The following is a 15,113-nucleotide window of genomic DNA, read 5'->3' as shown; positions in this document are numbered from 1 at the left end:
CACGGGCCGGTGCCCGGTGGCGGAAACGACGGGGGAGCTCCGATGGCGGGCCGCATGGTGGTCGGTTCCGCCGCGCTGGCCGAGTTGGTGCGCCCGGCCAGCGCACCCGACCCCGCGGGTGGGCACCGGGTGCTGCCCGTCCGGCCCGAGCTGACCGGGCTGCTGCCCAGCCGCGGGCTGCGGCGCGGCAGCACCGTCGCGGTCGGCGTCGGGCAGCCCCGGCGCAGCGGTACCACGTCGCTGCTGCTCGCCCTGCTCGCCGAGGCGTCCCGGGCCGGCTCCTGGTGTGCGGTGGTCGGGATGCCGACCTTCGGGGCCGGCGCGGCGGTCGAGGCCGGGATCGCCCTGGACCGGCTCGCCCTGGTGCCCCAACCCGGGCCCGAGTGGCCCACCGTCGTCGCCGCGCTCATCGACGGGGTCGACGTGGTGGTCACCGCCGTACCGGCCACCGTCTCCGCCTCCGTCGCCGGCCGGTTGGCCGCGCGGGCCCGGCAACGCGGCTGCGTACTCGTTCCGTATGGCCGGTGGGACGGCGCGGACGTGACGCTCCAGGTGGTCCGCGGGGTGTGGGAAGGACTCGGGGCGGGGCGGGGACGGCTGCGTCGCCGCGAGGTGACCATCTCGGCCAGCGGGCGGGGCGCGGCTGCCCGGCCCAAGGAGGTCAAGGTATGGCTGCCCGGTGACGAGCTGACCCGGGTCATTCCCGCGCCCCCCGGAGCCGGTCGTCCAGATGCCAGCCGGCTGCGCATGGTGCACCAGTGAGCACGCCGACGCGGATCCTGCTGCTCTGGTGTCCGGACTGGCCGGTCCTTGCCGCCGAGATCGTCGACGGGGTGCCTGCCACCGGCCCGGTCGCGGTGCTGCACGCCAACCGGGTGGTCGCCTGCTCCGAGCGGGCCCGCGCCGAAGGGGTACGCCGGGGGTTGCGCCGGCGGGAGGCGCAGGGGCGTTGCCCGCGACTCACCGTCGTCGACCACGACCCCGGCCGGGACGCCCGGGCCTTCGAGCCGGTGGTGGCGGCGGTCGAGGAGGTGGCGGTCGGGGTCGAGGTGATCCGCCCGGGGGCCTGCGCGCTGGCCGCCCGGGGACCGAGCCGGTATCTCGGCGGCGAGGAGGCGGCCGCCGAGCGGATCGTCGAGCAGGTCGCCCAGAGTTGCGCGGTGGAGAGCCAGGTCGGTGTCGCCGACGGGGTCTTCGCCGCCGGGCTGGCGGCCCGGGAGGGGCGGATCGTGCCGCCCGGCGGGACGCCGGAGTTCCTGGCCGGCCAGCCGGTCGAGGCGCTCGGCCGGCCCGCCCTGGTCGACCTGCTGCGCCGGCTCGGGGCGCGTACGCTCGGTGACTTCGCCGCGCTGCCGGCCGGCGACGTGCTGGCCCGGTTCGGGTTCGACGGGGCGCTGGCCCACCGGCTGGCCACCGGCCGGGACGACCAGCCGCTCGCGGTCCGGCGCCCGCCCGCCGACCTGACGGTCACCGCCGACCTCGACGAGCCGATCGACCGGGTCGACGTCGCGGCGTTCGCCGCCCGCACGCTGGCCGAGCGGCTGCACGAGCGACTTGCCGGGCACGGGTTGTCCTGCACCCGGCTCGGCATCGAGGCAGTCACCACGCACGGCCAGGAGTTGCACCGGGTCTGGCGGCACGACGGCCTGCTGACCGCGGCGGCGATCGCCGACCGGGTCCGCTGGCAACTGGACGGCTGGCTCTCCGGCAGTCGCCGGGGCGGCGGGCCGGCTCGCCCCACCGCCGGGATCATCCGGCTGCGGCTGGTGCCGGACGGGGTGCTCGCCCAGGCCGGCCTGCAGTCCGGGCTGTGGGGCGAGACCGGTGCGGAACGCGAACGGGCGCATCGTGCGCTGAGCCGGGTGCAGGGCCTGCTCGGTCCCGAGGCGGTGGTCACTGCGGTGCTCGGCGGCGGTCGGTCCCCGTCCGACCAGGTCAGCCTGGTCCCGTGGGGCGACGAACGCCGGCCCGCCCGCCCCGGCGTCGCGCCGCTGCCGGAGGAGCCGGTCGAACCTCTCGGCGTCGCGCTGCCGCCGACCGGCGTCCGGCGGGCCGCGGGGCCCACAGCGAGCCGGCCGACCCGGACCGACGCCCCCGGAGCCGCCGCCGAGGGGAAGCCGGGCCGGGCGGGTGGCCGACGGGCGGGCTCGGGGCAGCCGGTGCCGTCCTGGCCGGGGTGTCTGCCGCCGCCCTCGCCGGCCGTGGTGCTGCCCACCCCGCTCGCCGCGAGCGTGCTGGACGCCGCCGGCGCACCGGTCGTGGTGAGCGCGCGGTTGGCGGTGAGCGCCCCGCCGGCCCGGCTGATCGTCGATCCGGCCGTGGCGCCCGCCGTCCCCCTCGGCCCGGCCGCGGAGCCTGCCACCCCTGTTCGTCCAGCCGCGGAGCCGGCGATCCCTGTTCGCCCGGCTGCGGAGCCTGCTGCCCGTGTCCGCCCGGCCGCGGGGCCCGTCGCCCCGGTTCGTCCGGCTGCGGCGCCTGCCGACCCTGTTCGTACGGCCGTGCCGGTCGAGATCGTCGGCTGGGTCGGCCCGTGGCCGGTCGACGAGCGGTGGTGGGCCCCGGCCGAGGCGCGTCGCCGGGCCCGGTTCCAGGTCCGCCTGGCCGACGGCGCCGCCCTGCTGCTCGCCGTGGAGGGCGGCCGGTGGCTGGTGGAGGCGATCTATGACTGAGATGGATCTTGGTACGTTTCCGCCCCGCGGAGGGCCGAAACGTACCAAGATCTCGACGGCCGGGAGGGGGCGGTGAGTTTCCACAATCCGCGGTTGCCCTGGTCGGAGCTGGAACGGGTGCTGTCCGGGCGGCCGGGGCGGAGGAACGGCGGCGGCTCGGTGGAGCGCGACGGGCGGCATCTGCACGTGGTGGATCCTCTTGCGGTCGACGCCGACGGGGGCGACTCGCCGGCCTGGAGCCGGCGGCGGGAGCACTACCGGCCGCCGGAGCTGACCCGACCCGACGGCGTGGTGCCCTACGCCGAGCTGCACGCGCACACCAACTTCAGCTTCCTGGACGGTGCCAGCCATCCCGAGGAACTGGCCGAGGAGGCGGTCCGGCTGGGGCTCACCGCGCTCGCGGTCACCGACCACGACGGCTTTTACGGCGTGGTGCGCTTCGCCGAGGCGGCCCACGCGCTGGGCCTGCCGACGATTTTCGGGGCGGAGCTCTCCCTCGGCCTGCCCGGCCCGCAGCCGGGGCCCCGGGGGCGCAACGGCGTACCCGACCCGCACGGCAGCCACCTGTTGGTGCTGGCGCACGGCCACGAGGGGTACGCCCGGCTGGCCGCGACCATCGCCCGCGCCCAGCTGCGTGGCGGGGAGAAGGGCCGCCCGGTCTACGGCGAGTTGGAGGAGGTCGCCGCCGACCTGCGGGACCACGTGCTGGTGCTCACCGGCTGCCGCAAGGGGCACGTGCCGGCCGCCCTGCTCACCGAGGGGGTCGACGCGGCCGCCCGCGAGCTGGACCGGCTCACCGAGCTGTTCGGCGCGGAGACGGTGGCGGTGGAGCTGACCGACCACGGGCACCCGGTCGACGGCGACCGCAACGACGCCCTGGCCGAGCTGGCCGCCGCCGCCGGGCTGCCCACGGTGGCCACGAACAACGTGCACTATGCCACCCCGGGGCGGCGTCGGCTGGCCACCACCCTCGCCGCGGTGCGGGCCCGGCGCAGTCTGGACGAGATCGACGGCTGGCTGCCCGCCGCGGGCACCGCCCACCTGCGCAGTGGCGTCGAGATGGCGGCCCGGTTCGCCGGGTACCCGGGGGCGGTGGCCCGGGCCGCCGAGTTCGGCGCGGAACTCGCCTTCGACCTGCAACTCGTCGCGCCGCAGCTGCCGGCGTACCCGGTGCCGCCGGAGCACACCGAGATGAGCTGGCTGCGCCACCTCACCGAGCAGGGCGCGCGGGAACGCTACGGCCCGCGCGAGGCACACCCGCGGGCGTACGCGCAGCTCGACCGCGAGCTGAACATGATCGAGGAGTTGGACTTCCCCGGCTACTTCCTGGTGGTCTACGACATCGTGGACTTCTGCCGGCGGGAGGGCATCTACTGCCAGGGGCGGGGCTCGGCGGCGAACTCGGCGGTCTGCTACGCGCTGCGGATCACCAACGTGGACGCGGTCCGGCACCGGCTGCTCTTCGAGCGTTTCCTGGCCCCGGAGCGCGACGGCCCGCCCGACATCGACGTGGACATCGAGTCCGACCGCCGGGAGGAGGTCATCCAGCACGTCTACCGCCGCTACGGCCGGGAGCACACCGCCCAGGTGGCCAACGTGATCTCCTACCGGCCCCGTTCGGCGGTGCGGGACGTGGCCAAGGCGTTCGGCTTCTCGCCCGGCCAGCAGGACGCCTGGAGCAAGCAGATCGACGGGTGGGGCGACGTGGCCACGGTGGACGTGCCGGAGATCCCCGAGCAGGTGATCGCGTACGCCAACGAGCTCCAGACGTTTCCCCGGCACCTCGGCATCCACTCCGGTGGGATGGTGATCTGCGACCGGCCGGTGATCGAGGTCTGCCCGGTGGAGTGGGGCCGGATGCCCGGCCGCAGCGTGCTCCAGTGGGACAAGGACGACTGCGCCGCCGTCGGCCTGGTCAAGTTCGACCTGCTCGGCCTCGGCATGCTCTCCGCGCTGCACTACGGCTACGACATGATCGGGATGAGCCTGGATCTCGGTGACCTGACGCTGGACGACCCCGAGGTCTACGACATGCTCTGCCGGGCCGACTCGGTCGGGGTGTTCCAGGTGGAGAGCCGGGCCCAGATGGCGACCCTGCCCCGGCTCAAGCCCCGCGAGTTCTACGACCTGGTGATCGAGGTGGCGCTGATCCGGCCCGGCCCGATCCAGGGCGGCTCGGTGCACCCCTTCATCCGGCGCAAGAGCGGGCAGGAGCCGGTGACCTTCCCGCATCCGCTGATGCGTAACGCGCTGGAGAAGACCCGTGGCGTACCGCTGTTCCAGGAGCAGCTGATGCAGCTCGCCATCGACCTGGCCGGCTTCGACGCGGCCGAGGCCGACCAGCTGCGCCGGGCGATGGGCGCCAAGCGGTCGGTGGAACGGATGGCGCGGATCGCCGACCGGCTCTACGCCGGCATGGCCGAGCGCGGCATCACCGGCGAGCTGGCCGACGACGTCTACCGCAAGCTCACCGCGTTCGCCAGCTACGGCTTCCCGGAGAGCCACGCGATGAGCTTCGCCTACCTGGTCTACGCCAGCTCCTGGCTCAAGCGTTACCACCCGGGGCCGTTCCTGGCCGCGCTGCTCAGTGCCCAGCCGATGGGCTTCTACTCGCCGCAGACCCTGGTCGACGACGCCCGCCGGCACGGGGTGGAGGTACGCCGACCGGACGTCAACGCCAGCGGCGCGAAGCCGGTGCTGGAGTCCACCCCGCAGACCCGGTGGGGCAGCCAGCCGGGGGAGCCGCCGCACGCCTGGGGGCTGGGCGGGCCGGCCGTGCGGCTCGGGCTGTCCGGCGTGCGTACCCTCGGCGACGAGTTGGCCGAGCGGATCGAGGCGGAACGGGCGGCGGACGGGCCGTACCGCGACATGTCGGATCTGGCCCGGCGGGTGGGTCTGACCGCCGCGCAGCTGGAGGCGCTGGCCACCGCGGACGCCTTCGCCTGTTTCGGGCTGACCCGGCGGCAGGCGCTCTGGGCGGCCGGCGCCGCGGCGCAGGACCGGCCGGGTCGGCTGCCCGGCACGGTGACCGGCGCGGCGGCACCCACCCTGCCCGGCATGGAGGCGGTCGACCGGCTGGTCGCCGACGTGTGGGCCACCGGGCTCTCCCCGGAGAGCCACCCGGCCCGGTTCGTCCGTCCGCAGCTGGACGCCCTGGGCGCGGTGCCGATCGACCGGTTGGGCCGGGTGGAGCCGGGTCGGCGGATCCGGGTCGGCGGGATCGTCACCCACCGGCAGCGCCCGGCGACCGCGGGCGGGGTCACCTTCCTCAACCTGGAGGACGAGACCGGCATGCTCAACGTCACCTGCTCGCCGGGGCTGTGGCGGCGGCACCGGCGGGTGGCCCGCACCAGCGCGGCGCTGGTCGTGCGGGGACGGTTGGAGCGGAACGAGGGAGTGGTCAACCTGGTCGCCGACCGGCTGGACGCGATCGAACCCCCGGTCAGCCCGCCCTCCCGCGACTTCCGCTGACCGCACGCACCGCCCGGGCCGGTGCCGTTGGCCGCGTGCGCTGCCGGGCCATGCCTCCCCTGACGTGATCGGCACGACAGGCCCTAGGCTCGACCGGGTGGAACAGACCCTGAACTCGGCCGGGCCGCCGCTCACCCCCCGTACCGCCGTGGTCTGGTCGGTGCTCCGCGCGGAGCTGGACCGCCGGCCCTCCGCCGAACTGACCGTGCTCGACGTGGGTGGCGGCACCGGCGGCTTCGCCGTGCCGCTGGCCCAGGCCGGGCACCAGGTCACCGTGGTCGACGCCAGTCCCGACGCGCTCGCCGCGCTCAGCCGCCGGGCCGCCGAGGCCGGGGTGGCGCAGCGGGTACGCGCGGTGCAGGGTGACGGGGACGCGCTCGCCGGGCTGGTCGAGCCGGCCAGTGTCGACCTGGTGCTCTGCCACGCCGTGCTGGAGGTCGTCGACGACCCGGCGTCGGTGGTGGCCGCGCTGGCCGGCGCGCTGCGCCCGGGTGGCGCGGCGAGCGTGCTGGTCGCCGGGCGGGCCGCCGCGGTGCTCGGCCGGGCGATGAACGGCCACCTCGACGTGGCGGCGACGCTCGCCGCCGACCCGGACGGCAGTGCCGGCCCCCGGGACACGCTGCGCCGGCGCTTCGACGCCGAGGGCGCCGCCGCGCTGCTGACCGCGGCCGGGCTCACCGTCGAGGAGATCCACGGGGTACGCGTCCTCGCCGACCTGCTCCCCGCGGCCGTGGCGGACGGTCAGCCGGCGGCCCTGGTCGAGCTGGAGCGGGCGCTGGCGGCCCGTTCACCCTGGCGGGACGTCGCCGCCCAACTGCACCTGTTCGCCCGCCGCCCGGCATGACCGACCCACCCGGCACCCCCACCCCCACCCCCACCCCCGCTCCCGCCGCATCCGCCCGGCAGCCGGTGTTAGGAGGGGGCCCTTCCTATACACCAGGCGTTAAGAGGGGGCCCCTGCTTACTCCGGTCGCGCCGGGGTATGGCGGGGGGAGTCTCGGGGATCTGTTGCCGAGCGCTCTTGCCGTACTCGGCGTGCCCGGTGCTGCCGACCTTCTCGGCCTCACCGCCGGGTTGGCGGGGGTGCGCCGGGTCGCGGTGCTGCTGGTCGACGGTCTCGGCTGGCACCAGATCCCCACCGCCGCGCCGTACGCGCCGACCCTGGCCGGGCTGGCCGCCACCACGGGCCGGCAGCTCACCTGTAGCTTCCCCTCCACCACCCCGACCAGCCTGGTCACCCTGGGCACCGGCGCGGCGCCCGGCGCGCACGGGGTGCTCGGCTTCACCCTGCGGGTACCGGGCACCGATCGGGTGCTCAACCACATCGACTGGACCGACGACCCGTCGCCGCTGCGCTGGCAGCCGGTCACCACCCAGCTGGAGCGGGCCCGCGCCGCGGGCGTGGCGGTGACGGTGGTGAGCCGGCCGGAGTTCGCGGGCACCGGCCTGACGCTGGCCGCGAACCGGGGCGGCGACTACCGGGGCGCGGCCGGCATCGACGCGCTGGCCGTCACGATGCTGGCGGCGCTGGCCGCCGGGTCCGGTCCCACCCTGGTCTCCGGCTACCACCCGGACGTGGACCGCAACGGCCACCTCAGCGGTGTCGACTCGACGCCCTGGCGGACGGCGGTCGCCGAGGTGGACGCGTTGCTGGCCCGGCTGGTGGACGGGCTGCCGCCGGACGCGGCGCTGCTGGTCACGGCCGACCACGGGCAGCTCGACGTGCCCGCCGGGCACCGGTTCGACCTGGACACCGACCCCCGGTTGCGGGCCGGGGTGCGGGTCGTCGCCGGTGAGCCGCGGGTGCGCTACCTGCACGTCGCCCCCGGTGCCACCGCCGACGTGGTGGCCGCCTGGTCGGGGGTGCTGGGCGGGGCCGCCCGGGTGCTGACCCGCGCGGAGGCGGTGGCCGCCGGCTGGTTCGGGCCGGTCCCGGAGGAGCACCTGGGCCGCCTCGGTGACGTCGTGGTGATCTGCAACGACACGTACGCGGTGCTGGCCAGCCGGTCGGAGAGCCCGGTGCTGTCCCGGCTGGTGGCCTTCCACGGGGCGGACACGGCGGCCGAGATGGCCATCCCGCTGCTGGTGCTGCGGGGCTGACCGGCGGAAATGTCGGTGCCGGGCGTTACCCTGCGCGGGTGGGCCGCAGCCAGTCGCTACCCCGGGGTGGTGATCCCCGCTTCGGGCCGGACGCCGACGACACCGGCTGCCCGATCCTGCACGTCGACATGGACGCCTTCTACGCCTCGGTGGAGGTGCGTCACCGGCCGGAGTTGCGCGGCCGGGCCGTCGTGGTCGGCGGGGTCGGCCCGCGCGGCGTGGTCAGCTCGGCCAGCTACGAGGCCCGGCGGTACGGCGTACGCAGCGCGATGCCGACCATGCGCGCCCGAGCCCTCTGCCCGCACGCGGTCTTCCTCCCACCGGACTTCACCCGCTACACGGCCGCCTCGCGGGCGGTCATGCAGATCTTCCGGGACGTCACACCGCTGGTCGAGCCGCTCTCGCTGGACGAGGCGTTCCTCGACGTCGCCGGTGCCCGGCGGCTGTTCGGCGGACCGGCGGCGATCGCCCGCCGCATCCGTGAACGGGTCGCGGCGGAGTCGGGGCTGACCTGCTCGGTGGGGGTCGCGCCGAGCAAGTTCGTGGCCAAGCTGGGGTCGACCCGGGCCAAGCCCGACGGCCTGCTCGTGGTCCCGGCCACCCGGGTGCTCGACTTCCTCCACCCGCTGCCGGTCGCCGCGCTGTGGGGGGTGGGGGAGCGCGCCGAGCAGGCGCTGCGCCGGCTCGGTCTGCGTACCGTCGGCGACCTCGCCGAGGCGCCGGTGGGGATGCTGCACACCGCGCTCGGCGAGGCGGCCGCGTCGCACCTGCACGAGCTGGCGTGGGGACGCGATCCGCGTCGGGTCAGCCCGGAGCAGGTGGAGAAGTCGATCGGCGCGGAGGTCACCTTCGACGTCGATGTCGATGATCCGACCGAGATCCGCCGTACGCTGCTCGCCCTGGCCGAAAAGGTCGGCGCCCGGCTGCGCGGCGCCGGGCAGGTGGGGCGGACGGTCTCGGTCAAGGTGCGGATGGCCGACTTCCGCACCGTCACCCGCTCGCGCACCCTCGACGTGCCCACCGATGTCGCCCGGGAGATGTTCGACACGGTCTGGTCTCTTTACACCGCGCTGCAACCGGGTGAACGGATCCGCCTGCTCGGTGTCCGGGCCGAGTCGCTCAGCGCGGCGGACGAGACACCCCGGCAGCTCACCCTCGGTGCGCCCGAGCGGGGCTGGCGGGAGGCGGAGGTCGCCGCCGACGCCGCAGCTGCCCGTTTCGGGCGGTCCGTCATAGGACCGGCCAGTCTTCTCACCGGGCGCGATCCCCGACGAAATGAAAATCCGACCCGGCCATAGGTCGTCCCGCTTTCCGACGCGCGAGGGCCCTCGTAGACTTGCGGGTAAGCAGCCGGTTGGCTGCCACGGTCTGTCGGTCCGACCGGGCCGACCAACGTGACCGGGGAGGAGTGCCGTGCCGCTCTCGGAGCACGAGCAGCGGCTGTTCGAGCAGATCGAGCGGTCGCTTGCCGAGGACCCCAAATTCGCCTCGGCTGTGCGCGCCAGCGATCCGCGCTTCCACGCGCGGCGTCGCCTGCTCGTCGCTGCCGGCGTGATCATCGCTGGCCTGGCGTTGTTGGTCTATGGCGCGGTGATCAAGACTCCGCCGCTGGCAGTGGCGGGATTCGTTGTCATGCTGGCCTCGGCCGCGTTCGCGGTGCAGTCGCACCGTCGGGCGCAGTCACCCGACCTGCACGTCGTCGGGGGCACGGCGAGTCGTCGCCGGTCCCGCGGTCGTGCCGGCCGGCGGCCGGGCTTCCTCGACCGGATGGAGGACCGGTGGCGGCAGCGCCCGGAGGGGCATCGCTGACCCGGCACCGCTGACGGAACCGGGCCGATGGTGGTTGCCCACCGCCGGCCCGGTCGTCGTTCGTGCCGCCGGCCGCTCAGCGCCCGGTCCGCTCAGCGCCCCGCCAGGCACCCGGCCAGGTCGTGCCGCCGGCCCGCTCAGCGTCCGGTGCGGTTGGCGATCACCCGGCGCGGGCTGAACCGCAGCAGCCGGTAGCGGAGTTGCCCGCCGGAGGCCACCAGCCGCGAGGAGCCGTCCGCGACGGCGGTCCGCCACCGTTGCAGCACTGACGGCGGCAACACGGCCGCCACCAGCCGGGTACGCCGGTCGGCGCGCCCGGCGAGCGCACTGCGCACCGTGCGCAGGGCCGCGGGCAGTGGTTCCCCGGTCAGCGGGTCCCGCGCGTAACGGGCCCGCTCCTCCGCCCGGCCGAGCAGGCGGGCCGCCGTCTCGGCCTCGGTGTCGGTGGTCAGCGCCTCGCGGGCCAGCCGGTCGGCGGTCGTCCGCGGGGTCTCCGTCCGGTCCACCCGGATCCGGTAGTCGACCAGCGTGTCGATCAGCTCGTCCCAGGCGGCGTGCGCGTCGGCCCGCGCCCGATCCGAATCGGCGCCGACCAGCACCACCGGCGTACCGGCGACGGTGGGGTCGGCGTCGGGTGTCTCGACCGTCCGCACCGCCGGTGCCGGCCGGCCCCGACGTCGACGCAGGCTGAGCCGGCGCAACGCGGGCACGGCCAGCAGGACGAGCAGCACCAGCAGGCCGGCGACCCACCAGAGCCAGATCGGCGTCTGCGCGTCCGGTGTGTTCGAGTTGCCCCCGGTGCCCGGGTCGAGGTCCTCCTCGAACTGGTTCGGCCCGCGGTCCGGCCCGGCCGACGGATCGGCGTCGTCGGGCGCGCCCGAGGTGCCCGGCTGTGGCGTCGTCTCCTCCGGGGCGTCGGTGTCCGGTGCCCAGGCCGAGCGGGTGGCGCCGGGCACCCCGTAGGTCGGCGTGGCGTCGAACGGCACCCAGCCGATCTGGTCGAAGTAGACCTCCGTCCAGGCGTGCAGGTTCCGGTTGGTCAGCGTGAAGGTGCCACCGCTGCGCCGGCTGCCGTTGGTGAACCCGAACGCCACCCGGGCCGGGATGCCGGCGCTGCGCACCATCCACGCCAGCGCCGCGGCGTACTGCTGGCAGTAGCCGACCTTGTTCTCCAGGAAGTCGAGGATCTCCTGCCCGCTGGTGCCCTGCTCGGTGCTCAGCCGATAGCTGAAGCCGTTGTCCTCGGAGAAGTAGTCGTAGATGGCGCGGACCTTGTCGTACTCGGTGCGCTTGCCCCGGATCAGCCCCTCCACCAGGGTCAGCACCTCGGGCACGTCGGGCGTCACGGTCTGCTGCCGGCGCAACGGCAGGTCGGCCGGGAGCGGCTGGGCCGTGCGCAGTCGCTCCACGCTGTACTTCGAGCGTACGTAGTCGAACTCGTAGCGCCGGTCCCGGGAGTCCTCCCGGTTGGAGAAGACGACCTGCAGGTTCGGGTCGTAGAACCAGTTGTTGCCGAGCTGCCCGAAGCGGATCGGCTCGGCGTAGACCGGCAACAGTCGCATGTTCAGGTCGCGGGACACCTCGACGGTGGCCCGGTGCCGGGTCTGCTCGACACCCTGCTGGGACTGCTGCGTCGGGTCGGGCAGGTCGCCGGTGACCCGCTGGCCGTTGGGGCCGCGTACCCGGAAGCCGTCGCTGCGCAGCTCGTCGGCGACGCCGAAGCGCAGGTAGAACGGCTCCTCCTCGGTGGTGGTGACCTTCACCAGGTCGGTCACCTTGGACTGGTTGAGCTGCCCGCTGAGCGCGGCGAACAGGTCGACCCGGCCGGGGGAGCCGCCCAGGCCGGAGCCGCCGAAGCCGGAGCCCTGGCCGGAGTTCAGGCCGGTCAGCAGGCCGGCGGTCATCCCCGGCACGGCCAGCGGCACCAGCACGGCCAGCGCCAGGCCCACCACCGCCAGCCGCCGGCCGGCGGCGGCCAGCGGGGACGCCTCCCAGACGTCGACGTCGCGGCCGTCCCCGGTGAACCGCCGGCCGAACCGGCGGACCCGGTCGACGTTGTCGGCGACCAGCAGCCAGAGGAAACCGGCGGCGCCGATCGCGAACGGCACCGGCGGGACGCTGTCCACGTAGATCGCCACCGGCACCGAGTAGATGGCCAGCATCGGCAGGCCGGCCAGGGCGGGCCGACGCAGCCCGACACAGAGCACGTCCACCAGGACCGCCACCCCGCCGATGCCGAGCACCGTGACGAAGAGCAGCGGGTCGGTGTCCGGGACCTTCACGCCGTACGAGCGCATGTCCTCGACCGAGTTGCTGAGCAGCTCGGCGAAGTGCCCGAAGGTGGCCGGGGTGGGCAGCACCGCCAGCAGTTCGTCACCGCTGGGGAACAACCAGGTCAACACGAGCGTCAGCCCGCCGAGCATGGCCAGGATCTGGGCCCACAGCGGGGTCCGGCCGAGCCGGGACAGCGCCGCCGCGGCGGCCACCGTGGCCACCACGATGACGGTCTGGATCAGCCACGTCCAGCGATCGAAGATGGCCGACAGCGGCGCGGCGGCGAGCACCGTCGCCGCGGCGGCCACCAGGCCCAGGTTCCGATGGGCGATCATGAGGGGGACCTTCCGTTCATCGTGCGCCGCCCGCCACCGTCTCGGCCATCGCCGCCCGCAGGGCGAACCCCTGGGAGCCCCGTCCCGCCTGCGGCCAGAGCGCCGGCAGCCGGCCGCCGTGGTCCACGCCGATCACCCGCCAACCGGACTGCAACAGGGCCAGCGCGGCGGCGTCGTGCGCCTGGTCGGCCTCGGCCCGGGCGTTGGCCGGCAGGTTGAGCCAGGCGGAGCTGTCCAGCAGGAAGCAGACGCAGGTGGCGCCGTTGGCCCGCAACCCGGCCAGCAGCTCCGCCTCGGCCGTGCTCAGCGAGCCGAACACGCCGATGATCAGGCCGCCGTCGGCCCGCTGTCGGACGTGCTGCACCAGAGTGGTGATCTCGACCCGCTGGTCCAGCCGGACCTCCGCCAGGTGGTCGAGGAGCACCCCGTCGCCGGCGCCCTCGCCGGCGTCGACGTCCGCGCCGGCCCCGGTGACCAGGCGCAGCTTGTAACCGGCCTGCCGCAGGTGCACGGCGATGCTGGCCGCGGCCGAGACGGCCCACTCGAAGCTGGCCGTCGGGCCGTCGCCCCGGTGGCCGTACGCGCGGGTGTCCAGCAGGACCGTCGCCCGGCTCTCCCAGGGCTGCTCCTCCCGGCGCACCATCAGCTCCCCGGTGCGCGCGGTCGACTTCCAGTGCACCCGGCGCAGGTCGTCGCCCCGCCGGTACTCACGGGTCGCCGCGTCGTCCTCGCCGTGCACCGCGACGGAGCGGGCCCGGCTCTCGCCGCTGCCGGCGTACTCGCCGGGCAGCCGCACCGACGGCAGCGGCACCACCTGCGGGATGACCGTGAGCCGGTCGGTGCCGGGGAAGGCACGGCTCAGCTCGCAGAGGCCGAACGGGTCGGTCATCCGGACCACCAGCGGACCGACCTCGTACCGGCCGCGCACGTCGGCGCGCACGGTGTACGCCACCGAGCTGGCCTGGTGCGCGCCGAGCCGCTCCAGCACCACCCGGGGCCGGCTGCCCAGCGCGTACGGGAGGCGGTCCTCCAGCAGCAGGGTGCCGGTGGGTAGCCGGGACATGTTCTGCAACCGCAGCACCACCCGGGCGTTGGCCCCGACCGGCACCCGGTGCGGATCCAGCGACCGGTGGCAGGCCAGCTTGTACCGGCTGCGCCCGACGTAGAGCGCGGCGAGCAGCGGCAGGATGGCCAGGAGCACGGCCACCCGCAGCAGGTCCTTCTCGCCGAGGATGCCGGCGGAGACGGCCGCCGCCACCGCGGCGGCCAGGAACGAGCGGCCGCGGGTGGTCAGCCCTCGCAGCCCGTCACGCACGTCACGGCCTCCGCGGCTCGAACGGGGCCCGGCCGGTGCCGCTCGGCGGGCGGGTGTCGTACGGCGAGCGCTTACGGTCGTGCGGCAGCGGCAGCCGGTGCACCAGGTCGGCGACGATCGCGTCGGTGGTGCGCCGGGCGAGCTGGGCGTCGGCGGTGGGGATGAGCCGGTGCGCCAGCACCGGCACGGCGAGCACCTGGAGGTCGTCGGGAAGCACATAGTCGCGCCCGTCGAGCGCGGCCACCGCGCGGGCGGTGCGCAGCAGTTGCAGGGTGCACCGGGGGGACGCGCCGAGGCGCAGGTCGGGCGCCTCCCGGGTGGCGGTGACCAGGTCGACCGCGTACTGCTTCACCGCGTCGGCGACGTGCACCTGCCGGACGTGGCCGATCAGCCGGCGCACGGTGTCGGCGTCGGAGACCGGTCGCAGCCCGGGCAGCGGATCCACCGCGCCGTGGGCGTCGAGCATGGCCAGCTCGGCGTTCGGGTCGGGGTAACCCATCGCGATCCGGGCCGTGAACCGGTCACGCTGCGCCTCCGGCAGCGGGTACGTCCCCTCCATCTCGATCGGGTTCTGGGTGGCGATCACCATGAACGGGGTCTGTAGCTGATAGGTCACCCCGTCGACCGTGACCTGCCGTTCCTCCATGCATTCGAGCAGGGCGGACTGGGTCTTCGGTGAAGCCCGGTTGATCTCGTCGCCGACCACCAGGTTGGCGAAGACCGCGCCCGGCCGGAACTCGAAGTCGTGCGTCTCCTGGTTGTAGACGCTGACCCCGGTGACGTCGCTGGGCAGCAGGTCGGGGGTGAACTGGATGCGGCGTACCGAGCAGTCGATGGAGCGGGCCAGTGCCTTGGCCAGCTTGGTCTTGCCGACACCGGGTACGTCCTCGATGAGCAGGTGACCCTCGGCGAGCAGCACGGCAAGGGCCAGCCGTACGGTCGCGGTCTTGCCCTCGATGACCTGTTCGATGTTGGCCACGATGGCGTCACTCGCGGCGCGGAACTCGTCGTGCGGCAGCAGTCCGCCAACTTCGTCCCAGGTCTGTTGTGTCACGGGCCTCCTCCTCGTCGCCGTCACGGCAGCTCTGTATAGAGCACCCGGACCCGCCGTTGGGTTCGCGACGTGCGAGCCTCGTCTGC

General features: G+C 74.9%; 9 protein-coding genes and 1 pseudogene. 7 read left to right on the top strand and 3 right to left on the bottom strand.

Features of this window, described 5'->3' with window-relative positions:
• The first annotated feature begins 42 nt into the window (after nucleotides 1-42).
• From ACQPYA_RS23180 to ACQPYA_RS23150, 7 genes and pseudogenes are all read left to right on the top strand, one after another.
• Nucleotides 43-762, top strand: a complete 720-nt coding sequence (locus tag ACQPYA_RS23180; RefSeq protein ID WP_433529199.1) for a hypothetical protein — start codon at nucleotides 43-45, stop codon at nucleotides 760-762.
• Nucleotides 759-2,231: pseudogene (locus ACQPYA_RS23175) on the top strand (DNA polymerase Y family protein); the annotation flags it as partial. The gene ACQPYA_RS23180 and the pseudogene ACQPYA_RS23175, both read left to right, overlap by 4 nt.
• A 510-nt stretch (nucleotides 2,232-2,741) precedes the next feature.
• Nucleotides 2,742-6,140, top strand: a complete 3,399-nt coding sequence (locus ACQPYA_RS23170) for an error-prone DNA polymerase (protein WP_433529198.1) — start codon at nucleotides 2,742-2,744, stop codon at nucleotides 6,138-6,140.
• Between the two features lie 97 nt (nucleotides 6,141-6,237).
• Nucleotides 6,238-6,984 (top strand): methyltransferase domain-containing protein, encoded by a 747-nt coding sequence (locus ACQPYA_RS23165; RefSeq protein ID WP_433529197.1) that lies wholly within the window; start codon nucleotides 6,238-6,240, stop codon nucleotides 6,982-6,984.
• The gene (locus tag ACQPYA_RS23160; RefSeq protein ID WP_433529196.1) at nucleotides 6,981-8,240 is read left to right on the top strand and encodes an alkaline phosphatase family protein; all 1,260 of its coding nucleotides are present in this window, start codon (nucleotides 6,981-6,983) and stop codon (nucleotides 8,238-8,240) included. The genes ACQPYA_RS23165 and ACQPYA_RS23160 overlap by 4 nt, the downstream gene beginning before the upstream one ends.
• A 38-nt stretch (nucleotides 8,241-8,278) precedes the next feature.
• Nucleotides 8,279-9,538, top strand: a complete 1,260-nt coding sequence (locus ACQPYA_RS23155; RefSeq protein ID WP_433529195.1) for a DNA polymerase IV — start codon at nucleotides 8,279-8,281, stop codon at nucleotides 9,536-9,538.
• Nucleotides 9,539-9,653: 115 nt separating this feature from the next.
• Nucleotides 9,654-10,049, top strand: a complete 396-nt coding sequence (locus ACQPYA_RS23150; RefSeq protein ID WP_111214799.1) for a DUF3040 domain-containing protein — start codon at nucleotides 9,654-9,656, stop codon at nucleotides 10,047-10,049.
• A gap of 137 nt (nucleotides 10,050-10,186) precedes the next feature.
• Here ACQPYA_RS23150 and ACQPYA_RS23145 read toward each other — a convergent pair whose 3' ends face one another.
• From ACQPYA_RS23145 to ACQPYA_RS23135, 3 genes are read right to left on the bottom strand one after another with little or no spacing between them, the layout of a single operon-like run.
• Nucleotides 10,187-12,658, bottom strand: a complete 2,472-nt coding sequence (locus ACQPYA_RS23145) for a transglutaminase TgpA family protein (protein ID WP_433529194.1) — start codon at nucleotides 12,656-12,658, stop codon at nucleotides 10,187-10,189.
• 16 nt (nucleotides 12,659-12,674) lie between these two features.
• Nucleotides 12,675-13,973, bottom strand: a complete 1,299-nt coding sequence (locus ACQPYA_RS23140) for a DUF58 domain-containing protein (protein ID WP_433529193.1) — start codon at nucleotides 13,971-13,973, stop codon at nucleotides 12,675-12,677.
• A 1-nt stretch (nucleotide 13,974) separates the two neighbouring features.
• Nucleotides 13,975-15,027: an AAA family ATPase gene (locus ACQPYA_RS23135; RefSeq protein WP_433529192.1), complete on the bottom strand. Its 1,053-nt coding sequence runs from the start codon at nucleotides 15,025-15,027 to the stop codon at nucleotides 13,975-13,977.
• Between the last annotated feature and the right edge of the window lie 86 nt (nucleotides 15,028-15,113).

It is taken from the genome of Micromonospora sp. CA-263727 (assembly GCF_050942455.1).
Classification (GTDB): Bacteria; Actinomycetota; Actinomycetes; order Mycobacteriales; family Micromonosporaceae; genus Micromonospora.
The sequence above is the reverse complement of the archived record's forward strand: the minus strand, read 5'-3'. Positions and strand labels throughout refer to the sequence as shown.

What these genes read in the sequence shown, in the direction of transcription:
- ACQPYA_RS23180 (WP_433529199.1), top strand. Translation starts at nt 43, where the DNA reads ATGGCGGGCCGCATGGTGGTCGGTTCCGCCGCGCTGGCCGAGTTGGTG.
- ACQPYA_RS23160 (WP_433529196.1), top strand. Translation starts at nt 6,981, where the DNA reads ATGACCGACCCACCCGGCACCCCCACCCCCACCCCCACCCCCGCTCCC.
- ACQPYA_RS23145 (WP_433529194.1), bottom strand. Translation starts at nt 12,658, where the DNA reads ATGATCGCCCATCGGAACCTGGGCCTGGTGGCCGCCGCGGCGACGGTG.